The 13,883-nt window shown below is 71.1% G+C and carries 16 protein-coding genes; 12 read left to right on the forward strand and 4 right to left on the reverse strand.

Features of this window, described 5'->3' with window-relative positions:
- From ALMP_RS06135 to ALMP_RS06160, 6 genes are all read left to right on the forward strand, one after another.
- Nucleotides 1–182 (forward strand): Pycsar system effector family protein (locus ALMP_RS06135; RefSeq protein ID WP_264925190.1); only part of this gene is annotated, 182 nt, incomplete at its 5' end.
- Nucleotides 179–403 (forward strand): hypothetical protein, encoded by a 225-nt coding sequence (locus tag ALMP_RS06140; protein ID WP_264925191.1) that lies wholly within the window; start codon nt 179–181, stop codon nt 401–403. The genes ALMP_RS06135 and ALMP_RS06140, both read left to right, overlap by 4 nt.
- Nucleotides 404–524: 121 nt before the next feature.
- Nucleotides 525–1,328, forward strand: coding sequence for a ParA family protein (locus tag ALMP_RS06145; RefSeq protein ID WP_264925192.1), 804 nt, complete (start codon nt 525–527; stop codon nt 1,326–1,328).
- Between the two features lie 251 nt (nt 1,329–1,579).
- On the forward strand, nt 1,580–1,789 hold the full coding sequence (locus ALMP_RS06150) for a hypothetical protein (RefSeq protein ID WP_264925193.1): 210 nt from the start codon (nt 1,580–1,582) through the stop codon (nt 1,787–1,789).
- Nucleotides 1,790–2,036: 247 nt separating this feature from the next.
- Nucleotides 2,037–2,270, forward strand: coding sequence for a hypothetical protein (locus ALMP_RS06155; protein WP_264925194.1), 234 nt, complete (start codon nt 2,037–2,039; stop codon nt 2,268–2,270).
- Nucleotides 2,267–3,103 carry a recombinase family protein gene (locus ALMP_RS06160; RefSeq protein ID WP_264925195.1) on the forward strand — a complete coding sequence of 279 codons (837 nt, stop codon included), beginning with the start codon at nt 2,267–2,269 and terminating at the stop codon, nt 3,101–3,103. Before ALMP_RS06155 ends, ALMP_RS06160 begins: the two co-directional genes overlap by 4 nt.
- A gap of 1,424 nt (nt 3,104–4,527) precedes the next feature.
- Here ALMP_RS06160 and ALMP_RS06165 read toward each other — a convergent pair.
- The 4 genes from ALMP_RS06165 to ALMP_RS06175 form a co-directional block, all read right to left on the reverse strand.
- The gene (locus tag ALMP_RS06165; protein ID WP_264925197.1) at nt 4,528–6,075 is read right to left on the reverse strand and encodes a hypothetical protein; all 1,548 of its coding nucleotides are present in this window, start codon (nt 6,073–6,075) and stop codon (nt 4,528–4,530) included.
- Nucleotides 6,072–7,040 (reverse strand): bifunctional DNA primase/polymerase, encoded by a 969-nt coding sequence (locus tag ALMP_RS06170; protein WP_264925198.1) that lies wholly within the window; start codon nt 7,038–7,040, stop codon nt 6,072–6,074. The genes ALMP_RS06165 and ALMP_RS06170 overlap by 4 nt, the downstream gene beginning before the upstream one ends.
- Nucleotides 7,041–7,374: 334 nt before the next feature.
- A complete protein-coding gene (locus ALMP_RS44330; RefSeq protein WP_375803441.1) occupies nt 7,375–7,572 on the reverse strand; it encodes a helix-turn-helix domain-containing protein in 198 nt (65 codons plus the stop codon).
- A 488-nt stretch (nt 7,573–8,060) separates the two neighbouring features.
- Nucleotides 8,061–8,801, reverse strand: a complete 741-nt coding sequence (locus ALMP_RS06175; RefSeq protein WP_264925199.1) for a GntR family transcriptional regulator — start codon at nt 8,799–8,801, stop codon at nt 8,061–8,063.
- Nucleotides 8,802–8,979: 178 nt separating this feature from the next.
- Here ALMP_RS06175 and traA point away from each other — a divergent pair, with 178 nt between their 5' ends.
- The 6 genes from traA to ALMP_RS06205 all read left to right on the forward strand — a co-directional run.
- Entirely contained in the window at nt 8,980–9,528 is a 549-nt protein-coding gene (gene traA / locus ALMP_RS06180) for a plasmid transfer protein TraA (protein ID WP_264925200.1), read from the forward strand.
- 14 nt (nt 9,529–9,542) lie between these two features.
- Nucleotides 9,543–11,558 carry a plasmid transfer protein TraB gene (gene traB, locus ALMP_RS06185; RefSeq protein WP_264925201.1) on the forward strand — a complete coding sequence of 672 codons (2,016 nt, stop codon included), beginning with the start codon at nt 9,543–9,545 and terminating at the stop codon, nt 11,556–11,558.
- 194 nt (nt 11,559–11,752) lie between these two features.
- Entirely contained in the window at nt 11,753–12,226 is a 474-nt protein-coding gene (locus ALMP_RS06190; RefSeq protein WP_264925202.1) for a hypothetical protein, read from the forward strand.
- 4 nt (nt 12,227–12,230) lie between these two features.
- Nucleotides 12,231–13,331, forward strand: a complete 1,101-nt coding sequence (locus tag ALMP_RS06195; protein WP_309299435.1) for a DUF2637 domain-containing protein — start codon at nt 12,231–12,233, stop codon at nt 13,329–13,331.
- On the forward strand, nt 13,328–13,555 hold the full coding sequence (locus ALMP_RS06200) for a hypothetical protein (RefSeq protein ID WP_264925203.1): 228 nt from the start codon (nt 13,328–13,330) through the stop codon (nt 13,553–13,555). Before ALMP_RS06195 ends, ALMP_RS06200 begins: the two co-directional genes overlap by 4 nt.
- The coding region (locus ALMP_RS06205; RefSeq protein WP_264925204.1) for a Pycsar system effector family protein at nt 13,552–13,883 on the forward strand (332 nt) is incomplete at its 3' end. The genes ALMP_RS06200 and ALMP_RS06205, both read left to right, overlap by 4 nt.

A 13,883-nucleotide genomic window follows, 5' to 3' on the forward strand; every position in this document is an offset into this window, starting at 1 on the left:
CCCTCACCCCGCAGCAGATCGTGGCCGCCGCCGAGGCCCGCGACCTGGCCGCCGACATCGCGGGCCTGTCCCGGCTCGCGGTCGCCAAGTTCACCTGCCTGCGCCGCGCCGTCGACCTGACGTGCGTGGGCGGTGCCCTGCTCATCCTCTCCGCCCTGATCGCCCTGGGAGGCACGGCATGAGCCCGCGCCGGATCAGGCCCCGCGCCCCGAAGCGCGTCCCGGAAGCGCCCGTGCCCGGCCAGCTCGGTCTGTTCGGCTCCTCCGAACCCTGGGAGCCGACCCGCGACTGCCGGTGCTGGCCGCCCGTCCCCCGCGGCTGCCACCACTGCAAGAACTGCGACACCTGCCAAGACTGCGGACGCTGCGCCGGCACCGGCTGCTCCTGCTCCTGCGAGGACTGACCGGCCCGACCACCCGCACTCGACAGCCCCGTGCCGACACCGGCCGGGGCTGTCGTCTGTTCCTCACCTCATAGCTGACAGACTCCCGGAGTCACAGACTCACAGACTCAGGGAGCGCACCATGGCCCTACGTATCGCCCTCGGGAACAACAAGGGTGGGGTCGGCAAGAGCACGTTGACCGTGCAGCTCGCCGCCGCCCTCGCAGAGACCGACCGTCGCGTCCTGGTCGTCGACATGGACCCCCAGGCGAACGCCTCCCGCCGCCTTGGCCACGTCTACGACCCCGCCGCCCCCGTAGCTGGGGTGACCGAGGCCGTGATGCCCGGGCAGTCCGAAGGTTGCGCCGCCGGCGCCCTCACGACTCCCGCCTGGCCCGAGCCCTACACCGATCTCGTCGACCTGCTTCCGGCGCGCTTCGACCTCGAGAACCGCATCTCCGAAGCTGCGACCCTCGGAGCTGTTGCCCGACTGCGGCACGCCCTGGCCGACGCCGACGCCGACCACGACGTGACCCTGATCGACTGCCCGCCCTCCCTCGGACACCTCACACAGATGGGTCTGGCCGCCGCCGATGTCGCCCTGTGCGTGGTGGAGCCGGAGTACGACGCCGTGGAGGGCGCGACCAGGTTCCGTGACTTCGTGGCAACGGCCGGGGCCGCCCTCGGCAACCCGGAGCTGCGGATGGCTGGCGTCATCGTGAACCGGGTCCGCGCCAACCTGGGCGCCCACGCCTATCAGCTTGAGGGACTCCCCGACCTGTTCGGCGGTCTGGTGTGGGAGCCGTACCTGCCCGAGCGAACGGCCATGAAGGATGCCGCCGACGCCGCTCTGCCCCTGCGCCTCGTAGGCACGTCCTCCGCGACCGAGGTAGCCCGCCTGGTGTCCGAGCTCGCCGCCCGGATCGTGAAGGAGGCCGGCGCCTGATGTCCTCCCGCCGCCCTGTCCGCGCACGCCCGACCGGTGTGACGCCGCTTCAGCCAGCACCGGCTCAGCTCCTTGTCGGCGATCAGCGGGCCCCTGAGCAGCGAACTGCCGGAGTCACGGAGTCACAGACTCCCGGGGTCACAGACTCACAGAGTCCGGCAGTCACAGAGTCGCAGCCTCGGGAGGTCGACACCTCGCCGGAGCCTGCCGACCGGCCCCGCTACCTCCGCATGGTGCGGAAGGAAGCCCGTGTGCGGCACGACCAGGCGGACGCCCTGGCCCGGCTCCGCCGGCGCATCGCCGCCGACCGCGTCGACCGGTCCGAGCCCCTCACCGACAACACCCTGATTCGGGTGGCGCTCGACGTGCTGCTCCTGCATGCGGACGCTCTCACCGGAGACACCGAGGAACAGCTCCGCGACTCCCTGACTGCCAGACTCCGGGACTTCGGGACTCTGTGAGTCGAGCACGCTCGGGGTGGGCCGCCCTCTGCGGCCCGCTCCCGGCAGGCTGTCCGCTCCCCCCTCGATGTCGGTGACCGAACGTCACCCCTCCCCCGTTCGCGCGTCCGTGGTGTCCGCTCCTGTCGCCTCATGACTGCCCTGACACCCAAAAACGCTCTGACCATAGGGTGTTACATCTATGCCCATAGATGTGTACAGTGAGGGGTGTCGGCAGCCACCCGGGCCGCCGCGAAGGGGGCACACCATGAACTCCATCCCGGCCGGACCCGTCGAGCGCGAACCCCGCGCCGACATCAACCTGCCTCTCCCGGCCGGACCCGAGCAGGAGGCCGCGCTCCGGGAGGTGCTCGCAGCCGCCGGTGTGGAGCTCGGGGCCTACGACGAGCGGATCGTCCAATGGCTCTCCGGGTGGGAGTGGTCGACCGTCGCCACCATCGCGTCCTGGGTACAGCGCGCCGGTCAGGAGCAGGCCAAGTGAGCACGCCCCGCACCCCCGCGCTCCGCCTGGTCCTCGTTCGCCGCGTGTCGACCGCCGGCCAGGCAGTCGACGGGTACGGGCTCGACGCCCAGGAGAAGGACTGCCGGAAGTGGGCGAAGGCCTCCACCGCCGCGGGCATCCCGGTTCGCATCGTGCACATGGTCACGGACGGGGATGGCAAGGGCGGGAAGTCTGGCGCGAGCCTGCTCGACGAGCGCCCCGGGCTCATGGAGGCCGTCGAGTGGATCGCCGAGGGCAAGGCGGACGGGATCCTGGCGCCGAACCTGGACCGGCTCGCCCGTGAGCTCACCGTGCAGGAGGCCGTGCTGTCCTACGTCTGGGCCCTGGCCGGCCGCGTGTTCACCGCCGACCACGGCGAGCACCTGGAGGACGACGCGTCCGACCCGATGCGCACGGCCATGCGGCAGATGCGCGGGGTTTTCCACCAGCTGGACCGCGGGCTCATCATCAAGCGCCTGACCGAGGGCCGGGCCTCCAAGGGCTCCAAGGGCGGATACGCCTACGGCGCGCCCCGGTTCGGGCAGAAGGTCGTCGACAACGAGCTCACCGACGACGAGCGTGAGAACGAGATCGCCGAGCAGTTCGAGCGCTGGCGCGACGAGGAGCAGCTCAGCATCCGCGCCATCTGCAACCGGGCCAACGAGCAGGGGCTCCTCAGCAAGCGCGGCGGGAAGTGGCACCCGACCACGGTCGCCCGACTCCTGAGCCCGGAAGCCCGGGAGAAGGCACGGCAGCAGTCCGCAGCCGCTCGTGCCGCACGCAAGGAGCAGCAGCGCAGGGAGAGGGCCGCGCGACTCCTCGCCCAACGCTGACCACACGATCACTACCGCGCGAACCCACCAGGCCCGCAGCCACCCGGCTGCGGGCCTCTGTGTTGCCCAACCCCCACTGCCGTGCCAACGCCGGGGGGTTTCTGGACTTTCTGGACCGCTCAACGCGCGCACGCGCGTGGCCGCTCACCTGCGCCCAGGTACCGCCGTGGAACCCGTGAGACCGTCCTACGCGCGCGCGTCTCGGAGCAGCAGGGGGGCGTGGGTCGAATCTTCGGCAGCAGCCGCGGGCGACCCAAACGCCCTTGTCACCCGCTTTTTTGCGCGGCCCGCAGTCCGGCCCGGTATCCGGTTACGCCCCGCCCCGCGCGCATGTAGCCATCGGCGCCGGCCGGGGAGGGGGAGTCGGAATCTCCAGACCGATTCGCCCGGGGCCCGGCGCGGTCAGCAGCGCGCGCGCGTGCTCAGAAAAGCGAAGGGGGGGTTACCCACGACGCAGTCGACCCCGTGAACGCCGGGAAGGGCTCTCGGGAGTCAGTCAGGTCAAAGGGTCCCGGCCGCGGCCGCCAGTACGTCATCGGGGCGCGCAGTACGTGAACGGGATGACGTACCGGGGTGGGGGGTGCCTCCCCCTCGACCCTCCGGCCTCCCGCCGGGGAGGGAAAACCGTCTGCCCGCGAATCCCGGAGTTCTGATCAGACCGCGCCCCTGGGGGTCGACTCCCCCCCGCACCCCGTCCGAGGCCCGGGAGGTGCTGTTGCCGTTCCCCTGTACGGGTCTGGGGAGATTCGGGGACCGGTCCACCCTGCTCTCGCGCGCACGCACGAGCAGCTGCTCGACAACGACCGCCAAGACCAACGCCCCCACCGCCAACCGCCGCGCGACCCGCCGCGCCATAAGACGTGCCGCGCTGGCCCTCTGTGCGCTGTCATCTGCGGGTCAGGACAGAGCGGAGCGGCTACGCCGCACGACCATCGAGCGGCAGCCGCCGGATGACCTCAAGCACCGTCGCCGCCGCGGCGGGGGGTGGGTAGCTCTGGAGGGCTATCCACCCCCGGGCGAGGCTTGAGGACGGCCGAGGCCGCCGCCGGGTGCCGGTGACACCTGGGTGACGCCGGTGACACCCGTGAGGGCCCCGGTGACACCCAAGAACGGGGTAGGTGTCACCCCTCCAAAACGTGCCGTGAACTGCCGTTTCTGGGCCGACCTGGGGCGATGGTGACACCGGTGACGGCCCTGGGGCCTATTCCTCTGTGGAAAGGAGGAAGGAAGTAGTACAGGGGGGAGAGGAAAAGCGCGAAAGTGCGTCACCGGCGTCACCGGTGTCATCAGAGTTGGGCTTCTACGCAGGTCAGGCGCCTGAGCTAGAGGTGACACCCACGAGATCTGAGGCTGTCACCAGGTGTCACCCGGACACGAGAGAGGGCCGCCCATACGGACGGCCCTTCCCTCGACGTGCGGTGCGGCTATGCCGGGACGCTGAACGCTTCCTGCTGGGTGGACTGTGCGGGGACGGTCAGCACGGGCCCGGTCCAACAGACGTCTACGCCGCGAGCGTGCTTCGTCCTCCAGCGGCTCCACTCCACCCCGCGCTTCCGGAGGACGGGTGCGGACCTGGTGAGCCGGGAGAGCAGCACCTGCCCAGTCTGCGGCCAGCGGTCCCCGACGCGGTCGTAGCCGCGGTGGTCGGTGATTGCGCGCAGCAGCTCCTCAGAGGAGCCGTGCCACGCCCAGGTCGAGCCGGGAGGCTGCGCCTCTTGGCAGGCCCGTGCCCAGGACAGGAGCGTGGAGGCGACGGGGTCGGCGTCCAGGACGTCGTCGACGAGGCAGTCTTGCTCGCCGAGGTACGTCCCGAGGGAGTCCCACCCCGTGACCTTGTCCAGGGCCCACAGGAGTTCAGCGAAGTCGGCCATGCGCGGCCGGGCCGTGAGGCCGGTCCGAGCAGCAGGGAGCTCCTGCCAGACCAGGGAGGCGAGTTCGACCAGGCCGCCGAGGACGGTCGGCAGCATCTCTCGGTAGGCCTGCCAGAGTGAGCGCTCTGTACGGCGAGCAGCCGACGAAATGGGCTCCAGTTCCACCCGGAGCATCCGCTCCGCTAGGTCACCGCGAAGGGCCCCCACGTCGATGCCGGTCAGGATGGTCGGCCGCATGTAGGTGATCAGGGCTACGTCGTCGTCACTGAACAGCTCGCGCTTGGCGGTGGTCGCCCCCGTGATGATTCGACAGAGGGCGTCGGACAGCCAGGCCGGGATGCCGCTCGCGTTGTCGAGAGCGAGCGTCCAGCCGGCGGCCGCCACCACGGCGAGGTCGTCCTCGTCCCGGGGCATGCTCCGCAGGTCGGCAGTCGGGCCCTCGATCAGCCGCAACAGCATGCGGGCTGACGTGCTCTTGCCCGTGCCCTGCTCGCCCGTGAAGTAGGTCATGGGGCGCGGCACGTCCGGCAGTAGCCCCACCAGGGCCGCCGCTACGGCCATGGGCCATGTCTGGTCGGTGACCGGCAGGAGCTCCCGCAGCCGCTCGACTGCGGGCCGCCATCCATCCGCCGGCCGCACGGGGAGCGGAATCTCCCCAGTGAGCCGAGTGCGCCGCCACAACGGCCCCTTGTCCGGGTCCATGTCGGGGATCTCTACCGACCACTCGCCGGACCCGATACGGACGCACTGCCCGTCAGTCCTGCCGAGGTCCCACCAGGTCACCGCCTGGTCAATGGGATCCCGCGCCATACGCAGGTGCACGGGTACTTCCGGGGCGTCCATGGCCACGGCCGCGAGCGTGGCCACGGCATCGGCCAGCGCGCCCTGGGAGGGGGCTTTCCTGGTCTCCTGGTGATACCGGCGGATGAGGTGCGCGCGGACAGAGACGCCGTTGCCGCGGCCCTGGGCACGGAGGGGGAGGGCCTGCCCCCACCCGGTTACGGGAATCGCGTAGGGCGCTCCCTCGTAGCGGATGAACTGGTACATCTCCATGCCCATGGAGGTGAGTTCGTCGGCCTGGGACGGCCCTCTCTCCGTCACGCGGCACCTGCCCCGTGGCCAGCGAGACCGCGTTCCCACCCGGACCGGATCGTGCGCAGTGCCTCCCGCTCGCTCTGCCCCGAGCGCAGAGCCGCGGCGAGCAGCTGCTCGCGCACGGTCGTCTCGTCCAGCACGGCCGGGGCCGTGGGGTGCAGCTCCCCGAGGCGCCGGGCTGCCGCGAACAGCCGTCGATTCCGCTCGCCCTCCACGGCCTGGCCCACGTCTTCGGCTGCTCCCTCAAGGGCCGCGGCTGCGTACCGCTCCTCACGGGTGGCCCGTCGGCCCCCGGGGGCGTACAGGCACACCGGCGCCGGCGGCCGGGGAGGAGCAGCGGGGGGAGCGGACGGGCGCAGCGATTCGAGCAGCCACCCGGGGAGCGGCTGCGGCCGGAGCTCCGGGGCGCTCACGCGCTCGTACATGCGGCCCTGGGCGGTCGAGTAGGACCCGGCCGCGATGACGTACCCGCCGATGCCGCGCACGTCGACCATGGGCCCGATGTGGGGGGCTGTGGGTCCCTCGCCCGTGGCGCAGCCGATCAGGGGCCCGTCGGCAGGCTGCTGGAAGTACAGGTGCATCCCGCCCGAGGGGGTGAGGACGCTGTAGGTCTCGGGCCAGTCGGCGCCGGCCTCCTGGGCGAGCCGTTCGAGCACGTCCGTACCGCCGTGGCAGCCGGACCACCGGCCCTCAAGCGGCTTGCTCTCGCCCTTGGGCATGTCGAGGTCGACGACGACCAGGCCGCGGCCGTCCGTGCCACGCCCGGTGAGCAGCCCGACGTGGGCCCGCTTGAAGCGGCCGGACCACCAGGCCCGTACCTGCTCCGGGTCGCTGAACTTGCTCAGCTGCTCCGGGCTCGCGTCCCGGCCGAACCCAGGAACGAGCGCCCCCTTGTCGGTCCGGGAGCACGGGATCACGGGGACACCCCGTCCCACCCAGACCAGGGCCACGGCCCGCTGCTGCTCGGTCAAGTTCGCTGTGGGCGATGCAACCGCCGTGGACAGAGCGTCCACACCGGACCTTTGGCGGGGGGTGGGTGGCTCGTGGGGTGCAGGTGTGCTGACCTGCGGGCTTTCTGCCATGCTGCGCCTCTTGAGTGAGGTAGAGGGCAGCCACCCGCGTGGACAACGTGAGCAACCCGATTGCTCCCTAGATAGGGAACAGTGGCTACTCTGACAATGCACGCCACCAAGTAGTGCATCGCTTCCGTGTCCCCGTCGGGTGGCCGCCCGGCGGATTAGGATTCCCGGAATGCGTCTCAAGGGGCCCGTCGCGCCAACGACGGGCCCTGACGCATTTCTGCGGTCAGGCAGAGACCGGGAGGTCGTGCTCGCTGTTGAGTTCTGAGCGGTGGATCCGGATGAGTCGGTTTGTGGGTCCGACCCTCCGCATCCGCAGCTGACCGCTCTCAGCCCACCGGGTCACGGTTCGAGGGGAGACGCGGAAGTGATCCGCGAACTCACGAACCGTCAACCACTCGGGGCCAGTGGACTCTGTGTCCATGTGTGCCCTCCTGCGGCTCTAGTGCCTGAACTGACGATACCGGCCATGTCCAACGATGCCGTCACGGTCCCAAGGGGCCGTAGAAGGCCTCCTGACGGCCTTTCCGCGAGCGGAAGGGCTCCGCAAGACCCCACCGAGTCATGTTCGGTGGGTTCTGGTGTCGCTGAGTGTCGTTCCGCCCCACGGTGTTCGCGTTGCGTGAGCGACACAGCCCCTCCCTTCGTGCGCCAGATTGGCCTTGAGCGGAAACCGTAGCCCGGCGTGTCGCCCCTGTCAGAGACGCCTTCCCCTGCTCCGGTTGTCCGGCCTGTCATCGTCCTGCCTATCTGTACGTCTGTGACGCGAATCTGTTACGCCCTATGGACGGAGTGAGAGGCCAGGGCGTTACAGCCCCTCCCGTCCGATGGCGGCCACTGTGGCACTTTCTGACGGTTCGGGATCCTGGGGGCTGCAATTCGCGGCCGGCGTCCCTCGTGGTAGAGCGCGGGTCAGTCGGTGAGAGGCACACGCGAGCCCGGGGCGTACACGTCCTCCCAGTACCCGAGCGCCTGTTCGTCGTCGTGGAAGGTCACGGTGGTGACGAGGACGGCCACGGCCGAGTGCGGCGGGGCGTCGATCTCCAGCGCGGCCAGTTCGTCCTGGGAGGCCTGCCGGGCGTGGGCGGTGCGCTGACCCTTCACGACTTCCCGGCCGGTCCGCTCGCGGTAGAGCCTGTCGAACTGCTTCACCATGCGCACGTCTTCGCCGAGCTCGGGGACCGCCGCGGTGGTGTGGGGCGGGTAGACGGAGACGCCGACCGACGTGGGCTTACCGTCCTGCCGGAAGACCCTGATGCGAATCACTGCCTCGTCGCCGGGCTCCAGGTCGAGAGCCGTGCACACCTCGGGGTCGTAGACCGACCGCCGCATTACGCGGTGACCCGAGGAGGTCTCGCCGGGGGCGTAGCGGAGCCCGTTCTTCTCCATGCGATTCAGCCGGTCCGTACCCGTGATGACGATGGGCGTCTTCTCCACGACCGTGCCCAGGGCTCCGCGGGAAGCGACCAGGCCCTCGCTCTTGAGCACGGCCAGGGCCCGACTCACGGTCTTGGCCGCCACGCCGAACTGCTCGCGGATCTCAGCGACGGACGGCAGTGAGTCGCCCGGCGCGAGTTCCCCGCTCTTGATCTGCGTGCGGAAGTGGCTGGCCACGTCGGCGTAGCCCTTCCCTTCTGGTGCCTTGTATGCCACGGCTTCTCCCTGTTTGTCGGAGCGCGGTACACCTCCGAAGGTACATCAATGACCCCTCCAAGGTACATGCTTGCCCGCCATCAGTGCTTCATGTACCTTCATGGCGTCGGCAAGGTACAGAAAGTACCCGGCCGTCGAACGATTCGTACCTTCGGGCAATGACAGAGAGGGGCTGGTCGTGGCCAGGACACCGACCAACGGGACGCCGAACCGGGCGGCCAACGGGCAGGCCAACAACGGCAAGGGCGCCAAGTTCGCGAACGCGGGCGCGGCGGCCGGCGGTTTCGTCGGCGCGATGGGTGGATCGTTCGTGCCGCCCGTGAACATCACGATCAACCGGACGCAGAACAACGGTTCCGCCGTACAGGGCGGCCGTCGGCAGTCGCAGTTCATCCTCGGGGAGCCCGAGTTCAACAACACGGACGACGTCCGCAACTACTGCAACCACCTGCGGGCGCTGATGATCCAGGCCGCCATCGAGCTGGCCATGGCCGCCAAGATCCTGGAAGCGCGGCTGGGCCAGTCCATGCCGCTGCCGGGCGAGAACGCCATCCAGACCAAGATGCGCGCCAAGAAGGTGGCCTGGAAGCTCAAGCGGGCCTCGGACGGGTGCACGGCCGCCGCGAAGAACGCGGTAGCCACCTACGCCGCCTTCCAGCGCGAGTACGCCGACCTGATGCGTCCGCGCCCGCAGCGCCCCGCCACCACCAACCCGTTCCAGTTCTGAGAGGGGGGTCTCCCATGGCCAGCAAGGACGTTCAGCAGCAGCAGGAAGACCGCCTCAACTCCGGTGGATCGACGGGCATGGGCGCGTGGCTGTGGCACCGGGCCAAGCCCTACACCCCGCCGTGGATCGTCACCGGCGGCGTTGGCGCGGCTGGCTTCGGCGCCAACCTCATGTGGGGCGAGTCCCCGTGGGCGGGCGTCGGCCTGACCCTCGCCTCCACCGCTCTGACGGCCGCGACCTGGTGGGCGGGCAAGTCCACCGGCCCGCAGCGCCGCCTCCACTCGGCCATCACCGTGGCGGCCGGGTCGGCGTGGCTCACCTCCGCCGCCCTGTCCGGTCCCTTCACCGGCCCCCTCCCCGACCTCTACCTGATGGGCGGTGCGACCCTCGCCCTGTCCTGGAACATCCGCCAGGTCATGCGCTCGTCGGCCCCCGAGGGCTCCGGCGAGTCGTCGGACAAGGGCCTCCTGGAGAAGGTCGGGCTCGCCCGGACCAAGCTCAAGGACGTGCGGGTGGAGCCGAACCGGGTCACCGTCCCGTATGAGCTGCCCGCCGGTGAGCTGACCAACGACGACGTGGCCAAGGCCATCCCGCGTATCGCGTCCGCCCTGGACGTGCCGACCACGGCCATTCGCGTCCAGCACGACCCCGACTCCGCCAGGAAGGGCCAGTTCGTCATCGTGCCCGAGGACATGCTCAAGACGCCGACCATGTACCCGGGTCCGTTCGCCCCGGGCCAGTCCATCGCCGTGCCGCTGCGGATCGGCGTCTACGACGACGGAAGCGACCTGGTGCTCCCGCTCCTGGACGCGATCCACATGCTCGTCATGGGGATGACCGGCTCCGGCAAGACCGAGGGCGCCCTGGACCTGTTCTTCGAGCTGCTGACCCGCCGCGACGTGGCGGTGTGGCTCAGCGATGCGGCCAAGGGCGGGCAGGACTTCCTGCCGCTCGTACCGGCGCTCGACTGGGCCGCGCTCGACACCCCGTCGGCCGGGGCGATGGTCGCCGCCGTCCAGGCCGTCATCCCCGCCCGTGCCGCCTGGCTGCGTGACCACAGCTACCGCGCGTGGGAGCCCGCGGCCGCCGAGACGCAGACCGACCCGGCGCACTCGTGCGCGGCGGCCGGCGCCTGTGGCTGCGACGGGATGCCGTACCTGGTGGCCTGGTTCGAGGAGGCCGCGAAGCTCTTGCGGGAGCTGGGCGACGACGTGTTCACCGGCATCGCACAGGAGGCCCGGTCCGCCGGTGTCTCCCTGGTCATCTCCATGCAGCGGGCCTCTGGCTACCAGCTCTCGACCGACACCCGCGCCTCGCTCCCGGCGGCCATGTGCTTCGGAGTCCGGGGCGACGACGCCTCGTTCGCCCTCCCCGAGGAGGTCCTGGAGGCGGGCGCCAACCCGGCGGCGTGGGGCAACAAGCGCAAGGGCTACGTCTACATGGTGTCGGCCGGGGTCGACGAGGACCTGTACGCCAACCCCGCCCGCACGTTCTGGACCGGCCCGTCCGGCGAGTACGAGAAGGCCGCCGCCTGGATCGTCGCGCAGTTCGCCGGAGTTCGCCCCCAGGGCACCGGCACGGTGACCGAGGCCGCCGCGGCTCAGGCCGCGGGCAAGCTGTTCGCCGACCGTCACGCCCGCGTCGGTGCCCCGGTCGCTCCGGCGGCCCCGGCCCCGTCGGTGACGGATGAGCAGGAGTCGGCCCGCGCGGTCGCTGAGCTCGTCGACGAGGAGGACGCGGGCCTGGACGCCACGGCCGAACTCCCCACCGCCGGCGGAAGCGCCGAACTCCCGGCGGCCAAGCCGTCGCCGGAGGAGGCGCGGGAGCTGCTGGACGAACTGGTGGCGATGCTCGCCTCGGTCGGCCCCGGCACCGTCGCCGTCCGGGACCTGTACCCGTACCTGGAGCAGATCGGCCGGGACCGCTCCTGGGTCTCCAAGCGGATGAGCAAGCTCGCCGAGGAGGGGCGCCTGGCCCCCACGGGCGAGGAGGGCGTGTATCGCCTCATCCCCACCCTCGCCGGGGTCTGACGGCCGCCGCACAGCCGCACACCCCCGCACAGCCGCACAGCGCGATTCCCCACGTCACGCGGCGTGTGAATAGGGCCGCACACCGGCCCGCACACCCCCCGCACAGCGGGACCGCACACCCCCTGCACACCGGACGACGACGGACCGCCCCGCAGCAACCGGGGCGGCCCGCCTAGCGACCACGGAGGCATCCCGTGACCACTGACCCGAAGCATCTCACCGAATCGGAAGCGTCCGCCGAGGCCGCCCGCCTGATCCGCGAGGCGTACCGGCCGGAGGCGCCGGCCACCCCGACGTCCTTCCGCGACACCACCCCGGTCCCCGCCTTCGGGACCACCCCGCCCGAGCGTCAGCCCGACCACCGGATCGTCCCCGAGTGGGCCGCCGGGATCGCCGTCGCGTCCATCGGCATCGGCGCCGGCGTCACCGGCATCGGCTGCGGGGCCTGGCTCGTCTTCCAGGGCCTGTCCTCCGTGACCCTGCTCGGGGTCATCGCCATTGCCGCCCCGTTCGTCGGCATCGCCACCGTGGCCACGGCCGTCGGTGCCGCCATCTCCAAGGCCAAGCGGTCGTCCACCACGAACGTCTACCAGGGGACCGTGATCAAGCGGACCGACATCACGTCGACCGCGCGCGGCATCGGCGCCCGCTCCCGGATCGAGGGCTGAGCCGATGCAGATGAACACACAAGCCCAGGTAGAGCAGGCGGAGAAGGTGCTCCGCCTGTCGTGGGTGATCGTCTTCGGCGTCATCCTGTTCAGCGTCTTCACGGTCACGCCGCTGGTCGAGCGCTCCACTCCCGAGGGGTGGGGGTGGTCGGCTCCGATCCTGCCTCTCGTGGTCGACGTGGCCGTGGTCATCTCGATCAGGGTGGACGCCATCGTTGCCCGCCTCGGTGGGTCCACGAGCGGCTGGCCCGTCGTTCTGCGGGTGCTCACTGGCGGTACGTCCGTGGCGCTCAACATCGGGTTCAGCGCGCTCAAGGGCGACCTGGTGGGTGTCGGCGTCCACATGGCCGCGCCGGTGGTGCTCATCGTCGTCGCCGAGGCCTCGCTCAAGTGGCGCCGGGAGATCGCCGCCGCCACGGCCCGGATTGATGCTGAGCGCCGTGAGCGGGAGGAGGCCCGCCGCCGTGAGCAGCGTGAGCGCGAGGAGCGCTCACGGGCCGAACGTGAGCGTGAGCAAGAGGCTCGACGGCTGGAGCGTGAGCGGCAGGAGGCCGCCGAACGTGAGCGCCGCCGCGAGGAGCTGGCCGACCGTGAGCGGGAGCGTGAGCACGCCGCCCGGGTCGCCCGCGAGGAGCGTGAGCACGCCGCGCGCCTGGAGGCGGAGCGCGAGGAACGGGAGGACCGCCGCCGCCGTGAGGAGCAGGAACGCCGGGACCGCGAGCGCCGCGAGGAGCAGGAGCGGCAGGACCGCGAGCGGCAGGAGGAGCAGGAACGCCAGGAGGCCGCCCGCCAGGCCAAGGAGAAGGCGCAGCAGGCCGAACGGGACAGGAAGGCAGCCGAGGCCCGTAAGCCCGCCCTCGCACCCGTGAGCGCCGCCGCGAGTACCCCCCGCCCGGCCGTGAGCGCCACCGTGAGCACCGACGCTCACGAGACCGCTCACGACGCCGACAAGCCCGCCAAGATGACCGAGGCCGCCGCCCGCCAGGCCGTCGCCGACGCGGTCCGCGAGGGCCGCTCACAGCGTCAGGTCGCCGCGCTCACGGGCTGGTCGGTCGGCTGGGTCGCCGCCCGCTTCAAGGAGCTTGAGGGCGGTGTCGCGGCATGAGGCGCGCCCTGATGTACACGCTCGTCCTGCCGCTGTTCGCCGCCGAAGTGTGGTTCGTCTTCGGCCCCGACGCCGACCAGCGATGGGCCACCGTGAGCGCCGCGCTCGCCCTGGGCGTGCTCGCCATCCGGTACGCGCTCGGTCCGCAGACCCACGCCGAAGCCGCGTGCCCGCACAACTGCCAGAAGTGCCGTGAATCCGCGTCCTGGGGGGAGAGCCAGTGAGCACCACACAGCAGCACCTCACCGAGCAGCACGCCGAGGTGAAGGCGGAGATCGCCCGCACCGACACCAAGACCGGGTTACTCCTGGCGTTCGTCGGCGCGGTGGGTGCCGGCGCCTGGACCGTCGCCCGCGACCTGCCGCTCAACCTGCCCGCCTACGTGGTGGGCGAGATCGGGCTCGCGTTCCTGATCGTCGCGGCCGGGCTCCTGCTCCGGTCGGTCCGCCCCAACCTCAACGGCGGCCATGGCTTCCCGCTGTGGGCCACCCTCACCCCGCAGCAGATCGTGGCCGCCGCCGAGGCCCGCGACCTGGCCGCCGACATCGCGGG

Origin of the sequence: Streptomyces sp. A012304 (assembly GCF_026008495.1) — a bacterium.
Taxonomy (GTDB): Bacteria; Actinomycetota; Actinomycetes; order Streptomycetales; family Streptomycetaceae; genus Streptomyces.

Bases quoted from the DNA above. Each gene is read 5' to 3' on its own strand.
- ALMP_RS06140 (WP_264925191.1), top strand. From the start codon at position 179: ATGAGCCCGCGCCGGATCAGGCCCCGCGCCCCGAAGCGCGTCCCGGAA.
- traB (WP_264925201.1), top strand. From the start codon at position 9,543: ATGGCCAGCAAGGACGTTCAGCAGCAGCAGGAAGACCGCCTCAACTCC.
- ALMP_RS06155 (WP_264925194.1), top strand. From the start codon at position 2,037: ATGAACTCCATCCCGGCCGGACCCGTCGAGCGCGAACCCCGCGCCGAC.
- ALMP_RS06145 (WP_264925192.1), top strand. From the start codon at position 525: ATGGCCCTACGTATCGCCCTCGGGAACAACAAGGGTGGGGTCGGCAAG.
- ALMP_RS06195 (WP_309299435.1), top strand. From the start codon at position 12,231: ATGCAGATGAACACACAAGCCCAGGTAGAGCAGGCGGAGAAGGTGCTC.
- ALMP_RS44330 (WP_375803441.1), bottom strand. From the start codon at position 7,572: ATGGACACAGAGTCCACTGGCCCCGAGTGGTTGACGGTTCGTGAGTTC.
- ALMP_RS06200 (WP_264925203.1), top strand. From the start codon at position 13,328: ATGAGGCGCGCCCTGATGTACACGCTCGTCCTGCCGCTGTTCGCCGCC.